Genomic DNA, 20,132 nt, shown 5'->3' on the forward strand with positions numbered 1-20,132 from the left:
TCAATCCAAGGAACCGACCATGGACTCGCTCAACGTCATCAACCAACCCCATTCCCACCAACGTGCCGACCAGCGCTACGCCTTCGATGCCAGTGGCATCGCCAAGCGCTTTCGCCACGCCGCTATCTTCGGTGCGCTGAGCGCCCTCGAGCCTGGCGAGACCATGGCATTCTTTAACGACCATGATCCCCTGCCCCTGCTCGCGCAGATCGAGCAGCATTTCGGCAACAAGGTGCGCATCGAATACGTCAGCCGCTCGCCCGAAGGCGTGCAAATCGACTTCCACGTCGTCGCCTGAACCGATGCCCTTGCGCCGGTGCCTGGCCAGACTGACGGCCAGCAGGGCACCAAGCGGGCAGGCTTCGCTTCCTCCCATCGATTTGCGCCGAGCTCGATGACCCGGTGCGCGACAAGCCCGCCGCGTGGGGCGGGGAAGGATCGCGCGGATGCCACAGGCATCCTCGTCGGGCTTGCGGGGTGTTCGCTTGTGCTGTCGATTGATCCTGCAATGAACGGCGGGGCACGCCCGGATCGCCTGCCAAGTGCATGGTGCAGCCATGCCGCCAGCAACAGGAACCCACTGAAGCGACTCATCCCGGCTCGATGCAGGGGTGAGCGACGTAGGAATCTCTGCCTTTGCCGCGCAAGCGGTGGCGACAGCCAAGGGCGGCGAGGATGTCAAAATAGCAACACGTTGCGCGATCGTTCGTATATTTGTTGTCTATGCGAAAGTCGGAGAAGCCAATGCGTGACGCCGCCATCAATCTGCGTGCCCTGCCCGAACAGCGTGACCTGATCGATCGCGCCGCCAACCTGCTGGGAAAGGACCGCTCGGACATGAACTCACCCGCCGCTAAACGCATGGCGTTGTCGCGGGGGTTTCGCGGGTCAAGGACTTGGACTTGCCACGTTGCCGTGGCAGAGGTTTGGGTCTCGCCGCCACGCCCGTTCCAGGCGTGTTTGCGTCGATGAGCACCACCAACGCGCTGTTGCGGTCGCGCGGTGCCGTGTGCCCGCAGTGCGGGCACCCATGCACACGCCATCATGGACAACGGCGACCCGACGAGGAAGGGAAATGCTCGGGCTGATATTCAAGCCCCGGCCCGCAGCTACCACAACCCAGCCTGCAGCCGGGCGGCCTCGCTCATGCGCTCCAGGCTCCATGGCGGATCCCAGACGAGTTCGACATTGACCTGCTCGATGCCTGGAATGCGGCGGACCTTGTCGTACACCTCGTCAGTCAGAATGGATCCCATGCCGCAGCCGGGTGCGGTCAGCGTCATGTCGATATCAACCGTCCAGCCAGCGCCGGCTGGACGCACGTCCAGACGATAGATCAGGCCCAACTCCACAATATTGATCGGGATTTCCGGGTCGTAGCAAGTCGCGAGTTGTTCCAGCACCGCGTTTTCGGCTTCCTCGCGCGTTTTTGGCGCGGGAACCTCCCGCTGCTGGGCGCCGTCCAGCCCGAGCGCGTCGGCATAGCGCCCGTCGATGCGGTACATACCGCCTTCGGACACGACGGTGACGTGGCTTCCCAGCCGCTGGGTGATGCGCACCTCGGTGCCTTGGAGCAATGTCCCAGCGCTCCCCAGCGGCACCAAGGTCGCGGGAACGTCGCGCTGCAAGGTGATGGTGCCCGAATCGACAGCTTTGTCCATGCTCAGCTCCCCCGCTCAGACGGGTCTTCCGTGGAGGCCACATGCGCGGTCTGGGTCAGCGCATTGCGCAAGGTGTGCCAGGCCAGCATGGCACACTTCACCCGCGCCGGAAACTGCTTCACGCCTTCGAGCACGGCGAGCTTGCCCAAGGCGGCGTCGGCGCTTGGGTCGCCCGCGACCAGGGCACCGTGCATGCGCTCGAACAAGGCGAGCGCCTCCTCGACGCGACGCCCCTTCACCGCCTCGGTCAGCAGCGAGGCCGATGCGGTGGATATGGCGCAGCCCTCGCCGCTGAAGGCCACGTCGTCGATGCGGCCGTCGCTGCCCACCTGCAGATCAAGTTCGATGCGATCGCCGCACAACGGATTGTGGCCTTCGGCGCTGCGGTTGGCCTGCGCCAGATGGCCGAAATGCCGCGGCCTGCGGTAGTGGTCGAAAATCACCTCCTGGTAGAGCTCGCGCAGCTCGGGGCTGGAGTCAAACGTGGAATCGTCCATGGCTCAGTCCTCAGCCGGCAAACATCGCCTGCGCCTTGCGCACCGCGCGCGCCAGGGCATGCACCTCGTCTGCGGTGTTGTACACACCCAGGGACGCGCGGGCCATGGCCGCAACGCCGTAGCGTTGCATCAAGGGCATGGCGCAATGGTGGCCGGCGCGAATGGCCACGCCGAGCGCATCGACGATGGTGCCCAGATCATGCGCGTGCATGCCTTCGACGTTAAAGGCGATCACACCGATCTTTCCCGGCGTGGTGCCATAGATGCGCAGGCCTGCAATGGCCTCAAGCTCGCCCTGCGCGAGTTCAAGCAGCGCCTGCTCATGCGCGGCAATCGCATCCCAGCCCACGCCTTGCACGAAGTCAATCGCCGCCGCCAGGCCCACCGCACCGGTGATGTTGGGGGTGCCGGCCTCGAAGCGTGCGGGCGCATCGGCATACGTGCTGCGCTCGAAGCTCACGCTGCGGATCATGTCGCCGCCGCCCTGGTACGGCGGCATGGCGTCCAGCAGCTCGGCGCGGCCCCAGAGCGCGCCGATGCCGGTGGGCCCGTACAGCTTGTGCCCGGAGAAGGCGTAGAAATCACAGCCGAGCAGCTGTACATCGACCGGCAGGTGCGCCACGGCCTGCGCGCCGTCGACCAGCACCGGCACTCCGTGCGCGTGCGCCAGTCGGGTGATGCGCGCCACGTCATTGACGGTGCCAAGCACGTTGGACGCGTGCGCCACGGCGAGCAGCCGCGTGCGCGGCCCGAGCATGCCCGGCAACGCATCGAGATCGAGCGCGCCCGTGTCGCTCATGGGCAGCACGCGCAGCGTGGCGCCCACGGGCTCGCACACCAGCTGCCAGGGCACGATGTTGGCATGATGCTCCATGGCCGTCACCAGCACCTCGTCGCCGGCGCGCAGGCGCGGGCGCAGAAAACTCTGCGCCACCAGATTCACCGCTTCGGTGGCGCCGCGCACGAACACGATCTCCTTGGGCGAGTGCGCATGCAAGAACGCCGCAACCCTGGCGCGGGCCGCCTCGAAGGCGTCGGTGGCGCGTTGCGCAAGAACATGCACGCCGCGGTGCACATTGGCGTAGTCGTGAAGCTCGAAGGCGCGCATGGCGTCAAGCACCGCCAGGGGCTTTTGCGCCGATGCCGCGCTGTCCAGATACACCAGCGGCTTGCCACGCACGGTCTGCGCCAGAATGGGAAATTGCGCCCTCACCGCCTGCAGCGCGTGCGGCACCGAGGCCTGTTCGCGTGCGTTCATGACGCTGCACCTTCCAGGCCTGGCGCCAGGCTCCAGCGCGCCGCCAGTTGCGCCTGCACATGGGCATGCAACGGCTCCCAGCCGATATCGGGCCAAGCCTCCGCCATGAAGGCCTGCACGAGCAAGGCGCGCGCGTCTTGCGCGGCGATCCCGCGCGAGAGCAAATAGAAAAGGGCTTCGCCGTCGAGCGGCCCCACGGCAGCGCCATGACTGCACAGCACGTCGTCGGCGTCGATCTGCAGTTGCGGACGGGTGTCGGCTTCGGCCTGCGGCGACAGCAGCAGGTTGCGGTTGACCATGCCGGCATCGGCCTTCTGCGCGCGCGCGTGCACATTCACACGGCCCGTGAACACACCGTGCGCCGCGTCGTCGAACACGCCGCGCACGTGCGTGCGGCTCGTGCCGCGAGGCTGCCGATGGTCGATCTGCACATGCACGTCGCCATGTTGCGTGCCCGCCAGCATGCTGAGCCCGCGCAGCGCGGTGCTGCAGCCCGGCCCTTCGTGTTCGATGTGAAGCTCCTGGCGCGACAGCCGCGCGCCCAGCACCAAGGCCTGCGCGTCGAGGTGGCTGTCTTCGCCCTGGGCCCCGTGCAGCTGCGACACATGGATCGCGGCGTCCGAGTCTTCCTGCAAGCGCACGTGCGCCAGCTTCGCTCCACGCTCCAGTGTCGCCCGGGTCACGCTCGTCACCAGATACGCCGGGGCGCGCGCAAGACCGATGTGCTGCTCGATGACCTGTGCGGCGGCGCCCTGCCCCAGGCGCAGCGCATGGCGCACATGCGCGGCGCCCGCGCGCGTTTGCAGCGTGATGATGACGACGGGCCCGTCAAGGCAGGCGCCGTCGGCCAGGTCGAGCACCAGGCCGTCGCGCGCAAACATGCGGTTGATCGCGTCGAAGGCGCCGCCGCGCGCGGCGGCATCCAGCACTGCCCCCGACCCTGTGCAGCTGTGCGATGGGCTTGCGCCCCACGGCGCCAGGCTCACCCCCGGTGGCAGGTCGTTCACACGGGAAAGTGCCGCGTCAAAGGTGCCATCGACAAACACCAGACGGGCGCCGGCACCGACGAGCAAGGCACCGGCATCGCGCAGCGCCTCCAGGCCCAGAGGTGCGGTGGGCGCGGTGGGCGCAGTGATGGCGACATCGACGGCGTCCAGCGCGCGCAGGCTGGTGTATTTCCAGTCTTCGGTGTGGCGCGTGGGCAAGCCGCTGCGCAGCAAGGCCTCCCGCGCCTGGCGGCGCGCCTGGGCGCGCCATGCCGGTTGGGGCGCAGCGTGGCCGTCGCTGGCGTCGAAGGCCTGGACGAATGCCTCGAGCGCTCCCATGCTCAGGCCTCCGGTGAACGGGACAGGGGGGACAGGGGGGACGGCGCCTCGCCACCTTGCAGCCAGGCGTAGCCCTCGCGCTCGATGCGCTGCGCCAGCTCCGGCCCGCCCGAGGCGACGATGCGCCCGCGCCACAGCACATGCACGCGGTCGGGAACGATGTATTCCAGCAGGCGCTGGTAGTGGGTGATCAGCACGATGGCGCGCTGCGGCGCGCGCATGGCATTGACCCCTTGCGCAACCGCCTTGAGCGCGTCCACGTCGAGCCCGGAGTCGGTTTCGTCCAGGATCGCCAGCCGCGGCTGCAGCAAAGCCATTTGCAGCATTTCGTTGCGCTTTTTCTCGCCGCCTGAAAAACCCTCGTTGACGCCCCGCTGGAGGAAGGTCTCGTCCATGCCCAGCTCACGCATCAGCGCCTTGATCTTGTGCAGGAACTCGATGGCGTCGAGCTCGGGCAGGCCCAGGTGTCTGCGCTGCGCGTTGAGCGCGGCCTTGAGCAGGTACACATTGGACACGCCCGCAATCTCCACCGGGTACTGGAACGCCAGGAACAGCCCGGCGCGCGCACGCTCCTCGGGCGGCATGGCCAGCAGATCCATGCCGGCGTAGCGCACCGAGCCGGCGCTGACGTGGTAGAGGTCGCGCCCGGCAAGGACTTGCGCAAGCGTGCTCTTGCCCGAGCCGTTGGGGCCCATGATGGCCACGACCTCGCCCTCGGCGATATCCAGATCGACGCCGCCCAGCACCGGCTTGCCGTCGATGTCCGCCTGCAGGCCCTCAACGCGCAAAAGCACTTGCGTGGCCTGCGGCTCTGGCATGGTTTGTATGGGTGTTTGCATGGAGATTGCCATGATCGTCCTTTGGATTTTCTGGGGCCGCGTTCAGCCCACGCTGCCTTCCAGGCTCACGCCCAGAAGCTTTTGCGCCTCCACGGCGAACTCCATCGGCAACTGCTTGACCACTTCACGCGAAAACCCGTTGACGATCATCGCCACCGCGTCCTCGGCCGACAGGCCGCGCTGCATGCAGTAGAAAAGCTGGTCTTCGCCCACGCGCGAAGTCGTGGCCTCGTGCTCGACCTGCGCGCCGGGATGGCGCACCTCGATGTAGGGAAAGGTGTGCGCGCCGCAGTGGCTGCCGATCAGCAGCGAGTCGCACTGGGTGTAATTGCGCGCGCCTTCGGCCCTGGGCAGAACCTTGACCAGGCCGCGGTACGTGTTGCTGCCGTGGCCGGCGGCAATGCCCTTGGACACGATGGTGCTGCGGGTGTTGCGTCCGATGTGGATCATCTTGGTTCCGGTGTCGGCCTGCTGGAAATGGTTGGTCAGGGCGACCGAATAGAACTCGCCCACCGACTCATCGCCGCGCAGCAGCACGCTCGGATACTTCCAGGTGATGGCCGAGCCCGTCTCGACCTGGGTCCAGGAGATGCGCGAGCGCGCGCCGCGGCACTCGCCACGCTTGGTGACGAAGTTGTAGATGCCGCCCTTGCCGTCCTTGTCCCCGGGATACCAGTTCTGCACGGTTGAATATTTCACCCGCGCGTCATCGAGGGCGACGATCTCCACCACGGCAGCATGCAACTGGTTTTCGTCGCGGCGCGGCGCGGTGCAACCTTCCAGGTACGACACCTGCGCGCCCACGTCGGCGATGATGAGGGTGCGCTCGAACTGGCCGCTGTCCTTGGCGTTGATGCGGAAGTACGTGGACAGCTCCATCGGGCAGCGCACGCCGCGGGGGATGTAGACAAAGCTGCCGTCGGTGAACACCGCGGCGTTGAGCGCGGCAAAGAAGTTGTCGCCCGCAGGCACCACGCTGCCAAGGTACTGGCGCACCAGTTCCGGGTGGTTCTGCACCGCCTCGGAAAACGAGCAGAAGATGATGCCGTGCTGCGCCAGCTTGTCCTTGAAGGTGGTGGCCACGGACACGGAGTCGAACACCGCATCGACCGCCACCCCGGCCAGGGCTGCACGCTCGTGCAGCGGGATGCCGAGTTTTTCGTAGACGCGAAGCAGCTCCGGGTCGACATCGTCGATGCTCTTGGGCCCAGCGCTGCGCTTGGGCGCAGCGTAATAGTGGATGGCCTGGTAGTCGATCGGCGGGTGGTGGATCTTGGCCCAAGTCGGCTCGGTCATGGTCAGCCAGTGGCGATACGCCTTGAGGCGCCACTCCAGCATGAATTCGGGCTCGTTCTTCTTGGCCGAGATGAGCTGGATGATCGCCTCGTTCAGCCCCTTGGGGGCGAGGTCGGATTCAATGGGCGAGATGAAGCCTGCCGCGTAATCGCGTTCGAGAAACGTGTCGAGGGACGGATTGCTCTTGCTCATCGGGTCTCTCCTTGGCAGGGCGTGGGGTTGTCCTCAGGCGGCTTGCGCGGCTTTGGTGCCTGGCGCCAGCGTGCGGGCGCTCGCCGCGTGCCTCACGCCCGAGGCCAGAACCATCTGGCACACATGCTCCAGACGCTCCACGTGCTCATACGCATCCCAGGGCGAGCGACCCACGGCCACCACGCCATGCCGGTCCAGGCCGACGATGTGGGGCATGGGCCCCAGGCGCGGCTCGAAGGCTTCGGCGCACGCCACGGCAAGCTCCTCGCTGGTGGCCGGCAGCGCGCCCACGTTCTTGCCGACCCGGCTGTAGCGCGTGACTTCCGGGAACGCCTCGCAAAGCTCGCGCAGGTCGTGACCGGCGTACATGGCCGCCACGATATGCGTGGGATGCAGGTGCAGCACCGTGTCGTGCCCGGCATGGAGCATCGCCTGCAGCCGCCGATGCAGGGCGTATTCGCCCGATGCCCCGTCGGGCACGGGCCCCTCCGCGATGCGGGCCGCGCCCACGTGCAGCATCTGGTGGGGCTGCAGGCGCGCCTTCACCACCCCGCTTTGCGAAATCCACATGCCATCGCCGCCTTCAGCACGCACCGAGATGTTGCCGTCGCGATGCGTGATCCAGCCCCGTGCATAGGCGGCGTGCATGACTTCGCAGGCCTGGTCAAGGCGGGCATCGTGGCCTGCAGCGCGTTCGATTGGAGCGGAGTGGATGGTGGTCATGGTGTCCTTGGTGTGAAGAAGGTGAATCGGCATCGCGTGTGGTCCGTCGCGCGGCCGAACTTATTGTGGGTTTCAATTTACCACTTATGGCGCAGCTCGACCAGGCGTGCCCAGTACCCATGCCGCAGGTAGTGAAAAGCCGCGCCAGGCATCATCACGCGCTACGCTGAATGCGCGGGGCGCGGCAGCTTTGCTCGGGCTTGCGCACCCCCGGAACCAGGAGACCACTGCCATGGACCATGACGATCGTGCGCCGGGCCCCGACCTGACCCAGGGCGTGGCAGCCGACGAGCTCACTGATGGCCAGCCGCTGCTCGGCCATGTGGGTGAGCAGGCGGTGATGCTGGTGCGCCAGGGCGCTGCGGTGCATGCCATCGCGGCCACCTGCACCCACTACGGCGGGCCGCTGAGCGAAGGCCTGGTGGCCGCCGGCACGGTGCGCTGCCCCTGGCATCACGCCTGTTTTGACCTCGCCACCGGTGCCGTGCTCGCGCCACCGGCGCTGGCCCCGCTCGACTGCTGGCAGGTCACGCACGAAGGCGGCGTGCTGCGCGTGGGGGCGCGGCGCGAGCGCCCGGCCCCGCCCAAGCCGCTGTACAGCCCGCAAAGCGTGGTCATCGTGGGCGGCGGCGCAGCCGGGGATGCAGCCGCCAGCGCCCTGCGCGAATTCGGCTATGACGGGCCCGTCACCTTGCTCACGGCGGACTCCGCGCCACCCGTGGACCGGCCCAATCTGTCCAAGGACTATCTTGCCGGCAAGGCGCAGGAGAGCTGGCTGTGGCTGCGCCCGGACGACTACTGGGCGCAGCAGCGCATCAAGCTGCGCCTCAAGCGCCGCGTCTTGAGCCTGGAGCTGACACAGCGCCATGTGGTGTGCGCCGACGGCGAAACCATCGCGTTCGACACCCTGCTTCTGGCCACCGGTGCCACGCCGCGGCGGCTGGACATTCCCGGTGCGCGCGCCGCCCACGTGCACCTGCTGCGCACCCTGTACCATTGCCAGAGCATCATCGAAGCCGTGCAAGCCGGCGCCGGGCGCGTCGCGGTCATTGGTGCAAGCTTCATCGGACTGGAGGTTGCTGCGGCCTTGCGCGAGCGCGGTGCCGAGGTGGACGTGATCGCCCCCGAGGAGGCGCCCCTGGCGCGGGTGTTCGGGCCGCGGCTGGCTGCGGCCATCGCCGCGCGCCACCGCGCCATGGGCACACGGTTGCACCTCGGGCGCAAGCCGGTGGCCATCCATGCGGACGCGGTCGAGCTCGACGACGGCACCCGAGTGCCCGCGGACCTGGTGGTGATGGGCGTGGGGGTGCAGCCGGCCGACGATCTCGCGCACGCCGCAGGCCTTGCCGTCGATCGCGGCATCCTCGTGGACGCGCGGCTGCAAACCAGCGCGCCTGGCGTGTACGCCGCAGGCGACGTCGCGCGCTTTCCCGATCCATTCGGCGTCGCAGGCATGGTCCGCATCGAGCACTGGACGGTGGCGCAAGCGCAGGGACGGCTTGTGGCGCGCAACATGCTTGGCTTCGATGGGGCCTACCAGGACGTGCCGTTTTTCTGGAGCCAGCACGGCGACATGAGCGTGTCCTACGTCGGCCACGCCGATGCGTGGGACGCGCTGGAGGAATCCGGTGACCCCTTGCGTGGCGACTATCTCTGCCGCTTTCTCAGCCAGGGCCGTGTGCTCGCGGTGGCCAGCGTCGGCCGCGATCTCGACAGCTTGCGCGAGGAGCTGGCCTTGCAGAAGGTCTGCCTCATGCAGGCGTGAGCCATGCACATCCGTGCCAGTGTTCTCCTTCTCCAAGGCCTCCGTGTTGCTTACGTGATGAGGTGACGCGCAATTAAAGTCGAAAACAGCGACGATGGCGGGCTGCGCCTTCCCAAGGGGTGCACCCAAAGTCGCAAACAATGCTCACGACGTGGCGCGGCGCACGGGGGCAATGAGTCAGTTTTTGCGCGAATAGAGGGCAGCGCACGCGAGATTACGCGAGTGCGCGCCGATATAGATCTGCTCAGCGGGAAGTGGATCGTTCGCGCCGACAGCTGCTTGCGATGCGGCCAGCCCGACAGCATCCGGCCTTTTCACGCCTGCATAGGCTGCGTGCACATGTCCTCACATTGACTGAGTGTAATCACTCGATTACACCGCATGCATGACCTACACGGTGAAAGACGCGCTGACCCGGCAGCGCCTCAACAAGCGGCTGCGCAAGGCCCAGATGGGCAACCTTGGCGACGTGGAGCCGGTAGGTGAAGGCGTGTTCGAGATGCGCGAACACTTCGGGCCGGGCTGGCGCACGTACTGCGTCCAGCGTGGCGAGACGCTGATCGTGATGCTCGCCGGCGGTGACAAGTCCACTCAGCAGGCCGACATTCGCCGGGCGATTGCGCTGGCGAAACTTTTGGAGGATTGACCATGGCCAAGAGAATCAAGGTTTCTGAACTTGCCGAGTTCGATGCATCCGAGTACCTGAACGGCGACGAAAATGTGGCGGCATACTTGACGGCCGTTCTTGAACACATGCCCGCGCATTCCCCTTCCTCGCCCGGCCCGACGCACAGCGTCGCTTAGGCGAAGCCGTCCGGGCAGGAGGGGATCAAGCGGGCGGGTTTCGCTTGTTGTTCCGTCGATGTCTGGATAAAATACCAGTATGCAACGGCGCAAAGTCACGCTCAAGCTGTATCCAAATGCCGCGCAAGCCCAAAAGCTTGAGGCTTGGACGCGACTGCACTGCGAGTTGTACAACGCGGCACTGGAAGAGCGCATCGACGCCTGGCGCAAGGCGGGCAAGTCGATCAGCTACTACGACCAGCAGAACGTCCTGCCTCAGATCAAGGCCGATCGGCCCGAGTTCATCGCGCTTGGCAGTCATGCCTTGCAGCAGACGCTGCGGCGGCTCGATCTCGCATTCCAGTCGTTCTTTCGCCGCGTCAAGGCGGGGCAGACGCCCGGATTTCCGCGATTCAAATCCAGCAAGCGGTTCTCGGGCTTTGCTTATCCCGATCCGGCTGGCTGGAAGCTCATGCAGCATGGTGGCAGCGGCGCAACCCTGCGCATCGGCAGCGGCGACGCGGCCTTGTCCATCCGGGCGCGCGGCCGTCACCGCTTCGGGCCGGATGCCAAGCCCAACGACATCACCCTGACACGCCGCAACGGTCAGTGGTTTGTGTCGGTGACGCTGCGCGTACCCGATGCGGCCTGTGCGCGGCCGCGCACCGCCGACATGCGGCGTGGCGTGGATTTCGGGATCAACGACTGGGCCACATTCGACGCGGGTCCGCCCATCGCGAACCCGCGCTGGCTGCGCACCGAACTGCCTCGCTTGGCTGCGTTGCAGCGCGAGCGTGCACGCAAACGCAAAGGCTCAGTGCGATACAAGCGATTGAGCCGCGGCATCGCGGTGCTGCATGACCGCATCGCCAACCTGCGCCGGGATTTCGTGCACAAGGAAACAACCACGATGGTGCAGCAATGCGCCGTCCTGGCCACGGAGCAACTGACTCCGAAGACCATGAGCCGCAGCGCGAAGGGCACGGTGGAAGCACCGGGCCGTCGCGTCAAGCAGAAGGCCGGACTCAACCGCGAGATCCTCTCGGCGGGGTTCGGCATGGCGCATCAGATGCTCGCGTACAAAGCGGAAGAAGCTGGTACGCGCCTGCATCTGAGCCATACGCGCCAGCTCAAACCGTCGCAGCGCTGCTCGGCGTGCTGGGAACTCGTTCCCAAGACGTTGGCGCAGCGTGTGCATGTGTGCCCGCACTGCGGGCATACGGCCCCGCGCGACCAAAACAGCGCGTTGGTGGTGCTCATCGACGCGTTCAATACGCAAGACACGCCTGGGACGGGCGTGGCGGCGAGACCCAAACCTCTGCCCCGGCAACGGGGCAAGTCCAAGTCTGTGACCCGCGAAACCCCCACGACAGCGCCGTCAGGCGCTTAGTGGCGGGAGAGTTCATGAGAACGATCCCGCGCTGCTGGCCGCTGCCCTCGGCGACATTGCTCGCGCACGCGGTATGTCCCAGGTTGCGAAGGATTCCGGCATTGCACGCGAAGCCCTGTACAAAGCCCTTCGACCCGGCAGCGAGCCGCGCTTCGAGACGATCAGCCGTGTTTGCGCAGCCTTGGGCGTGCGCCTGGTCGCGCAACCGATGCACCCAGCGCACTGACGCCGCTCTCGTGCGCCCGAGGCATCTCCACTCGCCGAAAAACCAACTCACCGCCCCGCGCGCCACAGCCCATCGTGATGGTCGTTTGCGACTTTGCTGGCACCCCCTGGGAAGGAGCAGCCCACCGCCATCGCTGTTTTCGACTTTAATTGCACGGAACATCATGACGTGACGGGCGCTTGGCGCAACGCCGTGGCGCAACGTTCTCAACCAACGCAAAGACTTGCATGATCCACACAACCTTGATGAAGACCTTGGGCATTCGCCATCCGGTGATCCTCGCACCCATGGGCGGGGTTTCGGGCGGACAATTGGCTGCAGCCGTCTCCAACGCGGGCGGGTTGGGCCTGGTCGGCGGCGGGTATGGCGACGCCGCGTGGCTCGACACGGAGCTGGCAATCGCCGCCAAGGCGGCTCAGGCGCCCTGGGGGGTCGGATTGATCACATGGAGGGCAAACCGGCAACTCGTCGACCAGTGCCTGCGCTATGCGCCTGCAGCGTTCATGTTGTCGTTCGGCGACCCCACGCCCTACGTGCAAGCGATCAAAGATGCGGGCTGCACGCTCATCTGCCAGGTCCAGGATCTGGCCGGCGCCCTGATGGCGCGCGACGCCGGCGCCGACATCATCGTCGCCCAGGGCACCGAGGCGGGCGGGCATGGCGGGCAGCGCGCCACGTTCCCGCTCGTGCCCGCGGTGGTCGATGCCGTCGCGCCCATCCCGGTTGTGGCCGCCGGTGGCATTGCCGACGGCCGCGGCCTGGCCGCCGCACTCATGCTCGGCGCGCAGGCCGCGCTCATCGGCACGCGCTTTTATGCCTGCCGCGAAGCGCTGGGAAGCGACGAGGCCAAGCGCCGCATCGCAGCGGGCCACGGCGACGAGACCGTGCGCACCCGCGTGTTCGACATCGTGCGGGGATACGACTGGCCGTCCCCATACACGGGGCGGGCGTTGCGCAATGCTTTCCTGCAGCGATGGCACGGGCACGAGCCTGAGCTGCAAGCCCAAGCGGATGCACTGCGCGATCCGTTCTTTTCCGCAGCAGCGCGGGGCGACTGCGACACGGCCATGGTCTGGGCGGGCGAAGCCATCGATCTGATCCATGACGTTCCAACGGCAGCCTTCCTGCTTGCGAGCATCGTCGCCCAGGCCGAGTCGCAGATCCGGCAGGCGTATACCGATCTTGCCCTCTAGGAGTCTGTCGGACTTGAGTTCGAGCGAACCCGGATAATCAGTGCGGCGCGTTTTTTTGGACGGCGGCGCGCTGATCGAGTGTTCTGGAGGGTTCAGGCGGCGCAGTGAGGGGGCATGAGGCCGCCTGAGGACTCGGTTTTAGCGTGATTGGGGCGCATTTTCCCTCACGCCGCGCGCAGCACGTACATGCGCTTGATGTTCCAGGCCATGGTCACCAAGCTCCACTCGCCTTGCGCTTTGGCCAGCCCACGCAGGCTCATCTGGCGCCAGCCCATCACCCGCTTGATGATGCCGAACACCGGCTCCACCGTCTGCTTGCGCAAGCTGTAGAGGGCTCGCCCAGCCTGTGTGCGCAGCCGGTGCGCCATCCGCTCCACCGCATCCGTCGTCTGAGGGTCGGGCGCATCGGATGCGAAGCGCTCCATCACGGGCGTGTGATGCGACTGCCTCTTGAGCACCAGCAGCGGCTCGACCCCGGCATCGCCGCAGGCGATCACGTTGGCCTGGCTGCAGTAGCCGTTGTCCGCAATCAGGGACTGCACCTCGCCCAGCACCGCAGGCAACGCCACAATCTGCTCCAGCGTGGGCACGACTTCGCGCTTGTCGTTGGGCGCCTGGCTCACATGCCGGGTGATCACCATCATCGTCTGGGTGTCCACGCCGGCTTGGGCGTTGTAACTCTGCTCGAAGCTCCCGCCCGACACGGGCATGATGCGTGACTCCTCATCCGTGAGGTTGACTTGGTCGCTGTCCATGGGACCCGCCTGGGGCGGCTCGGGGTCCTTGCCGCGGGGTTTCTTGCCCGCGTCGCGCTGGGCCTGGCGCTTGGCCTGCTTGGCCTCGAACTCCTGCTGCTCCGTCTTGAAGCGTTCGGCTGCGCGCTGCGCGATCTTGGCCTTGGCCTGCGCAATGGCTCTGAGGCGATCCTCCCGCCGGGCGATCTCGGCGGGCACATCCATGCCGTCGGGCGCGCTGGCGCGATCGCTCGTCTCCGCCAGCGCCAGCAGGCCCTGGACTTCCTCGCGCAACTGCGCCTCAATCTTGTTGGCATGCGCCCACGACAGCGCCTTGTGCTTGCTGGCGTTGGCGTCGATCTTGGTGCCGTCCAGCGCAATGTGTCCGAGTTTGAGCAGCTTCATCTCGCGTGCGAGCACCAGCACCTGCACAAACAGGGACTCGACTTCCTTGAGGAAGCGGTGGCGGAACGTCGCCAGCGTGTCGTGATCGGGGTGGGTATTGGCGGCAACAAAGCGAAACGCCACCGAGTCGTAGGTCGCGCGCTCAATCTTGCGGCTCGAATGCACGCCGTTGGCGTAGCCGTAGATCAGCAGCCCCAGCAGCACGGCAGGGTGATGCGCCGCCGATCCGCGCCCCGCATACTGCTTGACCAGATCGTCCAGATCAAGGCGATCGATGACTTCCACAACGAACCGTGCCAAGTGATCCTGCGGCAACCACTCGTCCACCGATGGCGGCAGGAGGTAGGCAGTGTCTCGGTCAACGCTAACGAAGCGGCTCATCGCAAAAAACCCAGGAATGCACTGCCTCCATTGTCATGCATCGCCTTCAAATCCGAAAGCCTCGAAAGTCCGACAGGCTCCTAGCGGCGTCGAATTGGTACGCTGACGGGCGTGCCTGCAAGACCCTGCGGGCACGCACCACCCTTGTTGCATTCGCGCTCGAGCCCAACCCAAACCCAGGCATCCGCACATGATGACCATCGAATCGATCCACATCCAGGGAATCCCCATCCCCGTGTCGCGCGTGGGGCTTGGCACATGGGCCATCGGCGGGTGGATGTGGGGTGGCGCCGACGATCAGGCGTCGATTGCCACCATCCGAGGGGCCATCGAGCGCGGCGTCAACCTGATCGACACGGCGCCGGTCTACGGTTTTGGGCACTCGGAGGAGATCGTCGGGCGCGCGCTCGAAGGCATCCGCGACCGCGCGGTCATCGCCACCAAGGTGGCCTTGCAATGGGACGGTGGCAGCATCACGCGCAATTCCAGCGCGGCGCGGATCCGCCAGGAGGTCGAGGACTCGCTGCGCCGACTGCGCACCGACCGCATCGATCTGTACCAGGTCCACTGGCCCGACCCGAGCGTTGCGTTCGAGGAAACCGCCGCCGCGCTGGAGACGCTGCGGCGCCAAGGCAAGATCCTTGCCATCGGCGTGAGCAATTACGCGCCGGCGCAAATGGACGCGTTTGCCAGCGCGGCGCCGCTGGTCGCCGTGCAGTCGCCGTACAACCTGTTCGAGCGCGCCATCGAAGCCGACGTGCTGCCCTACGCGCGCGACAAGGGCCTTGTCGTGCTGGCCTATGGGGCGCTGTGCCGCGGCTTGCTGTCGGGCCGCATGCGCGGCACGACCACCTTCAGCGGTGATGACTTGCGCCGCGCCGACCCCAAATTCCAGCAGCCGCGCTTTGGCGAATACCTGGCCGCGGTGGATGCGCTTGCCGAACTCGCCCGTGACACCTATGGCAAATCGGTGCTGGCCCTGGCCGTGCGCTGGGTTCTGCAGCAAGGCCCGACGATTGCACTGTGGGGGGCGCGCCGGGCCGATCAGCTGGTGGCGATCGACGAGGTGTTCGGGTGGAGCATCGCTGCAGCCGACCTGGCCCGCATCGATGCCCTGCTTGCGCAGCACGTCCTGCATCCGGTCGGCCCCGAATTCATGGCGCCGCCGCTGCGCACGCCCCCGCCTGAGCTTGGGGCGGCCTCCATGGCGTGCCGCCGCTGCGCTTGCCCTTGGATCCCGGGTTGCGGGCCACCAGGGCCCCTTGTCGCCGCGCCGATGTGTCGACCGGCCCGCGACACACGCCACCTCACCCCAAAGAGGATCTGACGCATGATGACACCCCAGCGGGTGGATCGCCGCTCGATCCTCGCGCTCAACGCGCTGTCACTTCCGGATCCGTTGTTGGCACCCACACGCTTTTACGATTAGCCGCTTTTGGACAGCATGATTGGGTTTTCAATGCATCTGCATTGACATGGCAATGCAGATGCATTACCATGCAGAGCATTCGCCTTTTGCCCCTGGAGACCGCCATGCCCGCCGCCCTTGAGGTCGAATCCACACTCACCGATCGATACCAAACCACGGTGCCGGAGACGGTACGCCGCGCCCTTCGGCTCGGCAAGCGCGACAAGATCCACTACACAATCCGCCCCGGCGGCGAAGTCGTGCTGACCCGCGTCGACGCATCCGAAGGTGACGACCCGGTGCTCGGTCAGTTCTTGGGCTTCCTAGCCCGCGACATTGCCAGCCATCCCGAACGCCTGCTGGCCATCGACGCCAACTTCGTGCAGCGCCTCCACTCGCTGACCGGTGGCATCGAAGTTGACCTCGACGCCCCCCTGTCGGCCGACGATGAACACATGCCCGCGCATTCCCCTTCCTAGCCCGGCCCGACGCGCAGCGTTGCTTAGGCAACGCCGACCGGGCAGGAGGGGGTCAAGCGGGCGGTTTTCGCTTTTTCGCCTCGGACTTGCGCGCATGTTCCACGGTTCCTTGCGCATCGACGTAGGCGCGCACCGTCTCCAGCGTCGCACCGCCAACGCTCCCCACGTAATAGGCGCGGTGCCAGAACACGGGCTTGGCGTAGAAGGTGCTGAGGTGCTCGGCGAATCGCGCACGCGTGCGCCTAGGAGCCTGTCGGACTTTCGAGGCTTTCGGATTTGAAGGCGATGCATGACAATGGAGGCAGTGCATTCCTGGGTTTTTTGCGATGAGCCGCTTCGTTAGCGTTGACCGAGACACTGCCTACCTCCTGCCGCCATCGGTGGACGAGTGGTTGCCGCAGGATCACTTGGCACGGTTCGTTGTGGAAGTCATCGATCGCCTTGATCTGGACGATCTGGTCAAGCAGTATGCGGGGCGCGGATCGGCGGCGCATCACCCTGCCGTGCTGCTGGGGCTGCTGATCTACGGCTACGCCAACGGCGTGCATTCGAGCCGCAAGATTGAGCGCGCGACCTACGACTCGGTGGCGTTTCGCTTTGTTGCCGCCAATACCCACCCCGATCACGACACGCTGGCGACGTTCCGCCACCGCTTCCTCAAGGAAGTCGAGTCCCTGTTTGTGCAGGTGCTGGTGCTCGCACGCGAGATGAAGCTGCTCAAACTCGGACACATTGCGCTGGACGGCACCAAGATCGACGCCAACGCCAGCAAGCACAAGGCGCTGTCGTGGGCGCATGCCAACAAGATTGAGGCGCAGTTGCGCGAGGAAGTCCAGGGCCTGCTGGCGCTGGCGGAGACGAGCGATCGCGCCAGCGCGCCCGACGGCATGGATGTGCCCGCCGAGATCGCCCGGCGGGAGGATCGCCTCAGAGCCATTGCGCAGGCCAAGGCCAAGATCGCGCAGCGCGCAGCCGAACGCTTCAAGACGGAGCAGCAGGAGTTCGAGGCCAAGCAGGCCAAGCGCCAGGCCCAGCGCGACGCGGGCAAGAAACCCCGCGGCAAGGACCCCGAGCCGCCCCAGGCGGGTCCCATGGACAGCGACCAAGTCAACCTCACGGATGAGGAGTCACGCATCATGCCCGTGTCGGGCGGGAGCTTCGAGCAGAGTTACAACGCCCAAGCCGGCGTGGACACCCAGACGATGATGGTGATCACCCGGCATGTGAGCCAGGCGCCCAACGACAAGCGCGAAGTCGTGCCCACGCTGGAGCAGATTGTGGCGTTGCCTGCGGTGCTGGGCGAGGTGCAGTCCCTGATTGCGGACAACGGCTACTGCAGCCAGGCCAACGTGATCGCCTGCGGCGATGCCGGGGTCGAGCCGCTGCTGGTGCTCAAGAGGCAGTCGCATCACACGCCCGTGATGGAGCGCTTCGCATCCGATGCGCCCGACCCTCAGACGACGGATGCGGTGGAGCGGATGGCGCACCGGCTGCGCACACAGGCTGGGCGAGCCCTCTACAGCTTGCGCAAGCAGACGGTGGAGCCGGTGTTCGGCATCATCAAGCGGGTGATGGGCTGGCGCCAGATGAGCCTGCGTGGGCTGGCCAAAGCGCAAGGCGAGTGGAGCTTGGTGACCATGGCCTGGAACATCAAGCGCATGTACGTGCTGCGCGCGGCGTGAGGGAAAATGCGCCCCAATCACGCTAAAACCGAGTCCTCAGGCGGCCTCATGCCCCCTCACTGCGCCGCCTGAACCCTCCAGAACACTCGATCAGCGCGCCGCCGTCCAAAAAAACGCGCCGCACTGATTATCCGGGTTCGCTCGAACTCAAGTCCGACAGACTCCTAGCGCTCGCGGTCTTGAGATTGTTGATCAGCACCGAGATGTTCAGCGCCGGATGGATGTCCACGAGCAGATGGACGTGGTCGGCTTCGCCGCCAAACTCCAGCAGGGTGCACCGCCACGCCGCCAGGCAATCCGCGAACGCGCCGCGCAGGTCGTCGAGTCGTTCGGCGTTGAGCGTCTTGCGGCGGTATTTCGTCACGAAGACGATATGCAACTTAATACTGTAAACGGCGTGCGAGCTAGACTGAGTGGTGTCTTTTATTATTGCAGCTTAACGTCGTTACTGGTAGCATGTCCAGTATGCAAACGGCCTTCCGCTTCCGCTGCTACCCGAGCGCCACACAGGAGCAAACGCTGCTGCGCTGGGTCGGGTGCCAACGCTTCATCTACAACGCGAAGGTCGGCGAAGACCGTTATTTCCGCACGTTCGCGCGCAAGAGCTTGCAGCATGCGGGCCAGTTTGCTCCGATCGATCAGCAGTACAGCCACTTCATCACCGAGTCCACACGGTGGCTACGCGAAGTGCCTAGTGTTGTGCTTCGCAACGCCGCCACGCGCTGGAAGCAGGCGTATTCGCGCTATTTCAGCAAGCTGGGCGGGCGCCCGACCATCAAGAAGCGCGATCGCTCTTCGTCGGTATGGCTCACGTCGGAGCTGTTCCAGTTCGTGCCGCATACCGATGCGGCGACAGGCGAGATCACGCACCGTCTGTTGGTCGGCACGAAGAAATTCCCACTGGGCGAGATCTGCTTCGTTGCGGATCGCGACTTCAAGATCCCAGCTTCGATCACGCTGAGCATCAAGGCCGGTCGCTGGTTCGTCTCTGGCACCTGCGACGATGCCACGGTCCAGCCGACGTTCGAAGAAACGGCGGACTGGCTGCAAACCTTTGGGCAGGACGAACTGCTCCAGCGCACGGTCGGCGTCGATCGTGGCGTTGCCATCCCGGCGATGGCGTCCAACGGCGTCGCCTTCGACATCAGCGACGTGCAAAAGGCGCGCATCGCCAAGAAGCAATCTGCGGCGAAGCGGTGGCAGAGGAAGCTCTCGCGCCGCGCCAAGGGCAGCGCCAATCGGGAAAAGGCAAAGCGCCGCATTGACCGGCTGCGCCAGTACGAGCGCGACGTGCGCCGGGACTTCGCGCACAAGGCCAGCCACGCAATCGTCAACGATCCTCGCGCAGCGATGATCGTGTTCGAAGACCTGGGCGTGCAGCGCATGACCCGCAGGGCCAAGCCCAAACAGGATGCATCAGGTCGCTGGATGCGCAACAACGCCGCAGCCAAGTCCGGACTCAACGCCGCCATCCTGGCGTCGAGCTGGGGCCACATCAAACAGTTCAGCGTCTACAAGGCGCTGCGTGCGGGCAAGCTGTGCCTGGACGTGTCCGCGCATCACACCTCGCAGGAATGCGCCGCTTGCGGCCATAGTCATCCGGAGAACAGGACCACACAGGCCCTGTTTCTTTGCCAACGCTGCGGGCATCAAGACAACGCCGACGCCAATGCCTCGAAGGTCATTGCTCGGCGCGGAGTCGACCTGGTTCGATCGGGCCAGTACAGGGACAAAGACCGCAAGCGCACGATGCGCCTGCGCTCGAAGCAACAACTAGGGCCGGAGCGGTCCGAAGTTATGCCTGGGGAGTCGCGCGTAAGTCACGGCACTGGAAACGGTGCCGCGCTGCTGACGCAGAACCAGGAAACCCCCGCTACAACGCTCTGCGTTTAGCG

General features: G+C 65.9%; 21 protein-coding genes and 1 pseudogene. 12 read left to right on the top strand and 10 right to left on the bottom strand.

Annotated elements, in window-relative coordinates; genetic code table 11:
- The first annotated feature begins 37 nt into the window (after positions 1–37).
- Positions 38–298 (top strand): DUF2249 domain-containing protein, encoded by a 261-nt coding sequence (locus tag CD04_RS0105100; protein WP_031404709.1) that lies wholly within the window; start codon positions 38–40, stop codon positions 296–298.
- Between the two features lie 446 nt (positions 299–744).
- Positions 745–972, top strand: a complete 228-nt coding sequence (locus CD04_RS24425; RefSeq protein WP_231480475.1) for a DUF1778 domain-containing protein — start codon at positions 745–747, stop codon at positions 970–972.
- Positions 973–1,109: 137 nt separating this feature from the next.
- Here the strand turns inward: CD04_RS24425 and sufT are convergent, their stop codons facing one another.
- The 7 genes from sufT to CD04_RS0105135 are packed head-to-tail and all read right to left on the bottom strand — an operon-like array spanning position 1,110 to position 7,791.
- Positions 1,110–1,661, bottom strand: coding sequence for a putative Fe-S cluster assembly protein SufT (gene sufT, locus CD04_RS0105105; RefSeq protein WP_031404710.1), 552 nt, complete (start codon positions 1,659–1,661; stop codon positions 1,110–1,112).
- A gap of 2 nt (positions 1,662–1,663) precedes the next feature.
- Positions 1,664–2,158, bottom strand: a complete 495-nt coding sequence (gene sufU / locus CD04_RS0105110) for a Fe-S cluster assembly sulfur transfer protein SufU (protein ID WP_031404711.1) — start codon at positions 2,156–2,158, stop codon at positions 1,664–1,666.
- 10 nt (positions 2,159–2,168) lie between these two features.
- Positions 2,169–3,416: an aminotransferase class V-fold PLP-dependent enzyme gene (locus CD04_RS0105115; RefSeq protein WP_031404712.1), complete on the bottom strand. Its 1,248-nt coding sequence runs from the start codon at positions 3,414–3,416 to the stop codon at positions 2,169–2,171.
- Positions 3,413–4,741 carry a Fe-S cluster assembly protein SufD gene (sufD, locus tag CD04_RS0105120; protein ID WP_031404713.1) on the bottom strand — a complete coding sequence of 443 codons (1,329 nt, stop codon included), beginning with the start codon at positions 4,739–4,741 and terminating at the stop codon, positions 3,413–3,415. The genes CD04_RS0105115 and sufD overlap by 4 nt, the downstream gene beginning before the upstream one ends.
- Before the next feature lie 2 nt (positions 4,742–4,743).
- Entirely contained in the window at positions 4,744–5,580 is an 837-nt protein-coding gene (gene sufC / locus CD04_RS0105125) for a Fe-S cluster assembly ATPase SufC (RefSeq protein ID WP_081857972.1), read from the bottom strand.
- Between the two features lie 42 nt (positions 5,581–5,622).
- Positions 5,623–7,068, bottom strand: coding sequence for a Fe-S cluster assembly protein SufB (sufB, locus tag CD04_RS0105130; protein WP_031404715.1), 1,446 nt, complete (start codon positions 7,066–7,068; stop codon positions 5,623–5,625).
- Between the two features lie 33 nt (positions 7,069–7,101).
- Positions 7,102–7,791 carry a class II aldolase/adducin family protein gene (locus CD04_RS0105135; protein WP_051849226.1) on the bottom strand — a complete coding sequence of 230 codons (690 nt, stop codon included), beginning with the start codon at positions 7,789–7,791 and terminating at the stop codon, positions 7,102–7,104.
- Between the two features lie 232 nt (positions 7,792–8,023).
- Between CD04_RS0105135 and CD04_RS0105140 the strand changes: the two genes are divergently transcribed.
- The 6 genes and pseudogenes from CD04_RS0105140 to CD04_RS0105170 all read left to right on the top strand — a co-directional run bounded on the left by CD04_RS0105140 (position 8,024) and on the right by CD04_RS0105170 (position 13,148).
- A complete protein-coding gene (locus CD04_RS0105140) occupies positions 8,024–9,556 on the top strand; it encodes an FAD-dependent oxidoreductase (protein WP_031404717.1) in 1,533 nt (510 codons plus the stop codon).
- Positions 9,557–9,941: 385 nt separating this feature from the next.
- The gene (locus tag CD04_RS0105150) at positions 9,942–10,202 is read left to right on the top strand and encodes a type II toxin-antitoxin system RelE/ParE family toxin (RefSeq protein WP_051848947.1); all 261 of its coding nucleotides are present in this window, start codon (positions 9,942–9,944) and stop codon (positions 10,200–10,202) included.
- Between the two features lie 2 nt (positions 10,203–10,204).
- On the top strand, positions 10,205–10,360 hold the full coding sequence (locus CD04_RS23580; protein WP_197033023.1) for a hypothetical protein: 156 nt from the start codon (positions 10,205–10,207) through the stop codon (positions 10,358–10,360).
- Positions 10,361–10,439: 79 nt separating this feature from the next.
- Positions 10,440–11,729 carry an RNA-guided endonuclease TnpB family protein gene (locus CD04_RS0105160; RefSeq protein ID WP_031404721.1) on the top strand — a complete coding sequence of 430 codons (1,290 nt, stop codon included), beginning with the start codon at positions 10,440–10,442 and terminating at the stop codon, positions 11,727–11,729.
- A 10-nt stretch (positions 11,730–11,739) separates the two neighbouring features.
- Positions 11,740–11,955: pseudogene (locus CD04_RS0105165) on the top strand (addiction module antidote protein); the annotation flags it as partial.
- Positions 11,956–12,182: 227 nt separating this feature from the next.
- Positions 12,183–13,148, top strand: coding sequence for a nitronate monooxygenase family protein (locus tag CD04_RS0105170; protein WP_031404725.1), 966 nt, complete (start codon positions 12,183–12,185; stop codon positions 13,146–13,148).
- 164 nt (positions 13,149–13,312) lie between these two features.
- Here CD04_RS0105170 and CD04_RS0105175 read toward each other — a convergent pair whose 3' ends face one another.
- Complete coding sequence (locus tag CD04_RS0105175) at positions 13,313–14,668, bottom strand: IS1182 family transposase (RefSeq protein WP_031404728.1); 1,356 nt, start codon at positions 14,666–14,668, stop codon at positions 13,313–13,315.
- Between the two features lie 190 nt (positions 14,669–14,858).
- Here CD04_RS0105175 and CD04_RS0105180 point away from each other — a divergent pair, with 190 nt between their 5' ends.
- Positions 14,859–15,995, top strand: coding sequence for an aldo/keto reductase (locus CD04_RS0105180; RefSeq protein WP_304412994.1), 1,137 nt, complete (start codon positions 14,859–14,861; stop codon positions 15,993–15,995).
- Positions 15,996–16,201: 206 nt separating this feature from the next.
- The gene (locus CD04_RS0105190; protein ID WP_031404732.1) at positions 16,202–16,555 is read left to right on the top strand and encodes a type II toxin-antitoxin system PrlF family antitoxin; all 354 of its coding nucleotides are present in this window, start codon (positions 16,202–16,204) and stop codon (positions 16,553–16,555) included.
- 52 nt (positions 16,556–16,607) lie between these two features.
- Here CD04_RS0105190 and CD04_RS24990 read toward each other — a convergent pair whose 3' ends face one another.
- Complete coding sequence (locus tag CD04_RS24990; protein ID WP_197033024.1) at positions 16,608–16,865, bottom strand: transposase; 258 nt, start codon at positions 16,863–16,865, stop codon at positions 16,608–16,610.
- Between the two features lie 16 nt (positions 16,866–16,881).
- On the opposite strand from CD04_RS24990, the gene CD04_RS0105200 reads away from it, so the two are divergent.
- Positions 16,882–18,237 carry an IS1182 family transposase gene (locus tag CD04_RS0105200; RefSeq protein ID WP_031404728.1) on the top strand — a complete coding sequence of 452 codons (1,356 nt, stop codon included), beginning with the start codon at positions 16,882–16,884 and terminating at the stop codon, positions 18,235–18,237.
- A 127-nt stretch (positions 18,238–18,364) separates the two neighbouring features.
- Here the strand turns inward: CD04_RS0105200 and tnpA are convergent, their stop codons facing one another.
- On the bottom strand, positions 18,365–18,667 hold the full coding sequence (gene tnpA, locus CD04_RS0105205) for an IS200/IS605 family transposase (RefSeq protein WP_369792820.1): 303 nt from the start codon (positions 18,665–18,667) through the stop codon (positions 18,365–18,367).
- 26 nt (positions 18,668–18,693) lie between these two features.
- Here tnpA and CD04_RS0105210 point away from each other — a divergent pair, with 26 nt between their 5' ends.
- Positions 18,694–20,130 (top strand): RNA-guided endonuclease TnpB family protein, encoded by a 1,437-nt coding sequence (locus tag CD04_RS0105210; protein ID WP_197033026.1) that lies wholly within the window; start codon positions 18,694–18,696, stop codon positions 20,128–20,130.
- Positions 20,131–20,132: the final 2 nt, after the last annotated feature.

It is taken from the genome of Thiomonas sp. FB-Cd, assembly GCF_000733775.1.
Classification (GTDB): Bacteria; Pseudomonadota; Gammaproteobacteria; order Burkholderiales; family Burkholderiaceae_C; genus Thiomonas_A.

Coding starts and splice junctions, on each gene's coding strand:
- CD04_RS0105150 (WP_051848947.1), top strand. CDS start 9,942: ATGACCTACACGGTGAAAGACGCGCTGACCCGGCAGCGCCTCAACAAG.
- CD04_RS0105180 (WP_304412994.1), top strand. CDS start 14,859: ATGATGACCATCGAATCGATCCACATCCAGGGAATCCCCATCCCCGTG.
- CD04_RS0105170 (WP_031404725.1), top strand. CDS start 12,183: ATGATCCACACAACCTTGATGAAGACCTTGGGCATTCGCCATCCGGTG.
- CD04_RS0105175 (WP_031404728.1), bottom strand. CDS start 14,668: ATGAGCCGCTTCGTTAGCGTTGACCGAGACACTGCCTACCTCCTGCCG.
- CD04_RS0105140 (WP_031404717.1), top strand. CDS start 8,024: ATGGACCATGACGATCGTGCGCCGGGCCCCGACCTGACCCAGGGCGTG.
- sufU (WP_031404711.1), bottom strand. CDS start 2,158: ATGGACGATTCCACGTTTGACTCCAGCCCCGAGCTGCGCGAGCTCTAC.
- sufB (WP_031404715.1), bottom strand. CDS start 7,068: ATGAGCAAGAGCAATCCGTCCCTCGACACGTTTCTCGAACGCGATTAC.
- CD04_RS0105135 (WP_051849226.1), bottom strand. CDS start 7,791: ATGACCACCATCCACTCCGCTCCAATCGAACGCGCTGCAGGCCACGAT.
- CD04_RS0105160 (WP_031404721.1), top strand. CDS start 10,440: ATGCAACGGCGCAAAGTCACGCTCAAGCTGTATCCAAATGCCGCGCAA.
- sufD (WP_031404713.1), bottom strand. CDS start 4,741: ATGGGAGCGCTCGAGGCATTCGTCCAGGCCTTCGACGCCAGCGACGGC.
- CD04_RS0105200 (WP_031404728.1), top strand. CDS start 16,882: ATGAGCCGCTTCGTTAGCGTTGACCGAGACACTGCCTACCTCCTGCCG.
- CD04_RS0105115 (WP_031404712.1), bottom strand. CDS start 3,416: ATGAACGCACGCGAACAGGCCTCGGTGCCGCACGCGCTGCAGGCGGTG.
- CD04_RS24425 (WP_231480475.1), top strand. CDS start 745: ATGCGTGACGCCGCCATCAATCTGCGTGCCCTGCCCGAACAGCGTGAC.
- CD04_RS24990 (WP_197033024.1), bottom strand. CDS start 16,865: ATGCACTGCCTCCATTGTCATGCATCGCCTTCAAATCCGAAAGCCTCG.
- CD04_RS0105190 (WP_031404732.1), top strand. CDS start 16,202: ATGCCCGCCGCCCTTGAGGTCGAATCCACACTCACCGATCGATACCAA.
- CD04_RS0105210 (WP_197033026.1), top strand. CDS start 18,694: ATGTCCAGTATGCAAACGGCCTTCCGCTTCCGCTGCTACCCGAGCGCC.
- sufT (WP_031404710.1), bottom strand. CDS start 1,661: ATGGACAAAGCTGTCGATTCGGGCACCATCACCTTGCAGCGCGACGTT.
- sufC (WP_081857972.1), bottom strand. CDS start 5,580: ATGCAAACACCCATACAAACCATGCCAGAGCCGCAGGCCACGCAAGTG.
- CD04_RS23580 (WP_197033023.1), top strand. CDS start 10,205: ATGGCCAAGAGAATCAAGGTTTCTGAACTTGCCGAGTTCGATGCATCC.